Below are 4,129 nucleotides of genomic sequence, written 5' to 3' on the forward strand. Positions count from 1 at the left end.
GGCGCCGGGGCAGCGGCCTCCCGTGGCGCCGACGTGCGGACTCCGGGCCCGCACTGCGCGTGGAGGCGGCCTACTGCGCTGAGGTGGTCGGGATGACACTCGAGGCGATGGGTGTCCTGCTGCCGGCCGGCGACGCCAGTTGGTACGACCCGGGCCGATTCTGGAGCGGGGACGCGCTGCCGCTCGCCCCGGGGTGGGGCTACGGGCGGGAGGTCGCCGTCACCGTTCCCGGTGGAGGAAGCCGGGATCGGTGAGCGTGGGTCAGCCGCCGAGGACCGCGGTGCTCAGGTCCGCCTCCGCGGCCTCCGGCGCCACGACCAGCAACTCGTCGCCCGGTTCGAACGGCACGTCGGGTTCGGGGGCTATCACTCTTCCCCCGCGGAGGATCGCCACCAGCGCCGCGTCCCGGGGGAAGCGGACGCGTGAGACCGGTCTGCCCGCGAGGGGGGTCTGGTCCGGCAGCGTCACGCTCACCAGATTGGCGCCGCCGCGCCGCAGGGTCATCAACCGCACGACGTCCCCGACGGAGACCGCCTCCTCCACGACGGAGACCATGAGTCGGGGGGTGGAGACGGCCACGTCGACGCCCCAGCGGTCGTCGAACAGCCACTCGTTCCGGGGGTCGTTGACGCGGGCGACCACGCGGGACACGGCGAACTCCGTCTTGGCCAGCAGGCTCACGACCAGGTTCACCTTGTCGTCGCCGGTGGCCGCGACCACCACGTCGGACTCCTCCGCGCGGAGTCGTTCGAGGAAGCCCAACTCGCACGCGTCGCCGACGAGTTGCCGGGCACCGGTCACCCCGTCGCGGTCGAAGACCGCCGCGCGCTTGTCGACCAGCGTCACGGTGTGGTCGTTGGCCAGGAGTTCGCGTGCGATCGATCGTCCCACCACGCCGGCCCCGGCCACCAGGACCCGCATGGTGGAGGCGTGGAACGTGCGGGCGGGGGCGCGGTCCAGCAGGCCGGCCCCGTCGGCGTAGTCGGGGACCGAACCGTCGGGGACGGGATCGCCGGTCACGGGTCGGTCAGTCATCAGATGGTCCTCGCTCCAGGATGTCGTCGAGATCGTCGACCACGCCCGAGGGAACGGCGAGGTGGATCAGGTCGTCGGCCTGCACGAGAGTGCTGCCGCCGGGCACCCTGCACTCCCCGAAGCGGGTGAGCGCGACCACGGTGCCACCGACCAGATCGGCGAGAGACGCCAGTCCCACGCCGACCCACACCGACGGAGGGACGACGGCGACGAGCGACACCTCGCCGGTCTGATCGCGCCAGACCACCGGGCTCGACCCGGACGTGATGTACCGGATGAGGCGGCCGGTGGCCCAGGGCACCGTGGCGACGGTGGGAATGCCCAGCCGCTCGTAGACCTCGGCGCGTCCGGCGTCGTAGATCCGGGCGATCACCCGCTCGACGCCGAAGGTCTCGCGGGCCACCCTCGCGGCGATGATGTTGGAGTTGTCCCCGGAGGAGACCGCCGCGAACGCGTCCGCCCCGTGTAACCCGGCGTCGACGAGGACCTCGCGATCGAAGCCGAGCCCGGTGACGGTGCGTCCGTCGAACTGCTCCGCCAACCTGGCGAACGCGGCGGGGTCGCGGTCGATCACCACGACCTCGTGACCGCCCTCGTCGAGCTCGGTCGCGAGCGCCGCGCCGACACGCCCACAGCCCATGATGATGACCCTCATGGCCAGTACCGCTCCTCACGGTCCGCGACGCGCGGACCCGTCCCGATCACGCTACCCTCGTCGGCGGCGCTGTCCCTGCGGCACGCGGAGCCCTACGATGTGTCGGTGTCCAGGATCTCCAGGGTCTCCGTCGGAACCAAGCGCCTGCTGTTGGGGCGCCCCTTCCGCAGCGACACCACCGGGGACACCCCGCTGCGCAAGCGGATAGCGTTGCCGGTCTTCGCGTCGGATGCGTTGTCCTCGGTCGCCTACGCCCCCGAGGAGATCTTCCTCATCCTGTCGTTGGCCGGGGTGTCGGCGCTGGCGTTCACCCCGTGGGTCGGGCTCGCGGTGGCGGTGGTCATGGTGGTCGTGATCGCCTGCTACCGGCAGAACGTCCGCGCGTATCCGTCGGGCGGGGGGGACTACGAGGTCGCCACCGTCAATCTCGGGCCGAACGCCGGTCTGGGTGTGGGGGCGGCCCTCCTCATCGACTACGTGCTCACCGTGGCGGTGTCGATCTCGGCGGCGGCCGCCAACGTCGGCTCCGCGATCCCGTTCGTGCACTCGAACGAGGTGGTGTTCGCCGTCATCGCGATCGTCCTGCTCACCGCGATCAACCTCCGGGGCATCCGGGAGTCCCGCGCGACGTTCGCCATCCCCGTCTACGCGTTCATGGCGGCCATGACCGCGCTGGTGGTGTGGGGGTTGTTCCAGGTCGGCGTGCTTGGACGTGAGCTGAGGGCGGAGTCCGCGGAGTTCGAGCTCGTCACGCCCGACGGCGTGGCGGTCGCCGGGCTCGCGCTCGCGTTCGTGGTGGCCAAGTCCTTCGCCTCGGGCTGTGCCGCGTTGACCGGGGTCGAGGCCATCCACAACGGCGTGCCGGCGTTCCGCAGCCCCAGGGCCAGGAACGCCGCGACGACTCTGGTCATGCTCGGCGTGGTATCCATCTCGTTCCTGCTCGGGCTCATCGTGCTGGCCAACCAGCTCGGGGTGCAGGTCGCGGAGGACCCGGCCACCCAACTGATCGGTGCGCCGGAGGACTACCAGCAGAAGACGATGATCGCGCAGCTGGCCGACCCGGTCTTCGCGGGTCTCCCTGTCGCCTTCTACGTGATCATGACCATCACCGCCCTCATCCTGGTGCTCGCGGCGAACACCGCCTTCAACGGTTTCCCCGTGCTCGCCTCGGTGCTCGCGCGCGACAAGTACCTGCCGAGGCAGCTCGCCACGCGCGGGGACCGGCTCGCGTTCTCCAACGGGATCGTCCTGCTCGCCGTGGCGGCGATCGTCCTGGTGGTGGCGTTCGACGCGCAGGTCACCGTGCTCATCCAGCTCTACATCGTCGGGGTCTTCGTGGCCTTCACTCTGAGCCAGCTCGGCATGGTCCGCCACTGGACCCGGCGGCTGGGCAACGAGCAGATCCCCGCCGTCCGGCGACGGGTGCAGCGCGCACGGGCGGTCAACGCGGTCGGGTTCGTCCTCACCTCCGGTGTGCTGGTGATCGTCATGAGCACGAAGTTCTTCGCCGGCGCCTACATCGCGGTGCTGGCGATGCTGGCCGTGTTCGGGGTCATGAAACTCATCCATCGTCACTACGAGTCGGTCGCGCGCGAACTCGAGGACTCGTCCTGGGAGGTCGTCCTCCCGAGCCGCACCCACTGTGTGGTGCTGGTGTCCAAACTGCACCTGCCCACCCTCCGGGCACTTGCCTACGCGCGGGCGACCCGACCGGACACCATCGAGGCGCTCACCGTGAACATCGAGACGGCGGAGACCCGGATCCTGGTCCGCGAGTGGGAGAAGCGGCGGATCTCCGTGCCGCTCAAGGTGGTGGAGTCGCCGTACCGGGAGATCAACCGGCCGGTGGTCGACTACGTGAAACGATTGCGTGACCAGTCGCCCCGGGACGTCGTGATCGTGTACATCCCGGAGTACGTCGTGGGCCACTGGTGGGAGCAGCTCCTGCACAATCAGAGCGCGCTGCGTCTGAAGACCCGACTGCTGTACGAGAGGGGTGTCATGGTGACCAGCGTCCCGTGGCAGCTGTCGTCCTCGGACGGCCGCGCGGACCAGGCGCGTGACGAACCCATCATCGGGCGCTGGGGCGGACCGGAGGACCGATGACCCGGACGGAGAGAACCGACTGGACGGGGCGTGTGCTCCGGCTGCGCATCGAGGGCCCAGCGCAGGGCGGGGAGTTCGTGGCCCGGCATTCCGGGCGGGTGGTGTTCTGCCGGGGCGGGATCTCGGGGGAGCTGGTCGAGGTGATGATCCACGACGACCCGGGACGAGCCTTCTGTCGCGGCACCGTGACCGGCGTACTCGAGAGGTCGGTGGACCGGATCGACCCGCTGTGCCCCGCCGCGGCGGCGGGTGCGGGGTGCTGCGACTGGAGCCACATCGACCCGGCGGCCGCCCGTGCGTTCTCGGGGACCGTCCTGGCCGACCAGGCCCGCC

The 4,129-nt window shown here is 70.6% G+C and carries 4 protein-coding genes and 1 pseudogene; 3 read left to right on the top strand and 2 right to left on the bottom strand.

Annotated elements, in window-relative coordinates:
- Nucleotides 1-254: pseudogene (locus G6020_RS00750) on the top strand (hypothetical protein); the annotation flags it as partial.
- Between the two features lie 7 nt (nucleotides 255-261).
- On the opposite strand, the gene G6020_RS00755 reads toward G6020_RS00750, so the two are convergent.
- Nucleotides 262-921, bottom strand: a complete 660-nt coding sequence (locus G6020_RS00755; RefSeq protein WP_182609329.1) for a TrkA family potassium uptake protein — start codon at nucleotides 919-921, stop codon at nucleotides 262-264.
- Between the two features lie 106 nt (nucleotides 922-1,027).
- The gene (locus G6020_RS00760) at nucleotides 1,028-1,690 is read right to left on the bottom strand and encodes a TrkA family potassium uptake protein (RefSeq protein ID WP_182609328.1); all 663 of its coding nucleotides are present in this window, start codon (nucleotides 1,688-1,690) and stop codon (nucleotides 1,028-1,030) included.
- 114 nt (nucleotides 1,691-1,804) lie between these two features.
- Here G6020_RS00760 and G6020_RS00765 point away from each other — a divergent pair, with 114 nt between their 5' ends.
- Both G6020_RS00765 and G6020_RS00770 read left to right on the top strand, forming a co-directional pair.
- Nucleotides 1,805-3,796: an amino acid permease gene (locus tag G6020_RS00765; protein WP_182609330.1), complete on the top strand. Its 1,992-nt coding sequence runs from the start codon at nucleotides 1,805-1,807 to the stop codon at nucleotides 3,794-3,796.
- A partial coding sequence (locus G6020_RS00770) for a TRAM domain-containing protein (protein WP_347237753.1) occupies nucleotides 3,793-4,129 on the top strand: 337 nt, incomplete at its 3' end. The genes G6020_RS00765 and G6020_RS00770, both read left to right, overlap by 4 nt.

This window comes from Dietzia sp. B19 (assembly GCF_014145155.1).
Lineage (GTDB): Bacteria > Actinomycetota > Actinomycetes > Mycobacteriales > Mycobacteriaceae > Dietzia > Dietzia natronolimnaea.

Coding starts and splice junctions, on each gene's coding strand:
- G6020_RS00755 (WP_182609329.1), bottom strand. CDS start 921: ATGCGGGTCCTGGTGGCCGGGGCCGGCGTGGTGGGACGATCGATCGCA.
- G6020_RS00760 (WP_182609328.1), bottom strand. CDS start 1,690: ATGAGGGTCATCATCATGGGCTGTGGGCGTGTCGGCGCGGCGCTCGCG.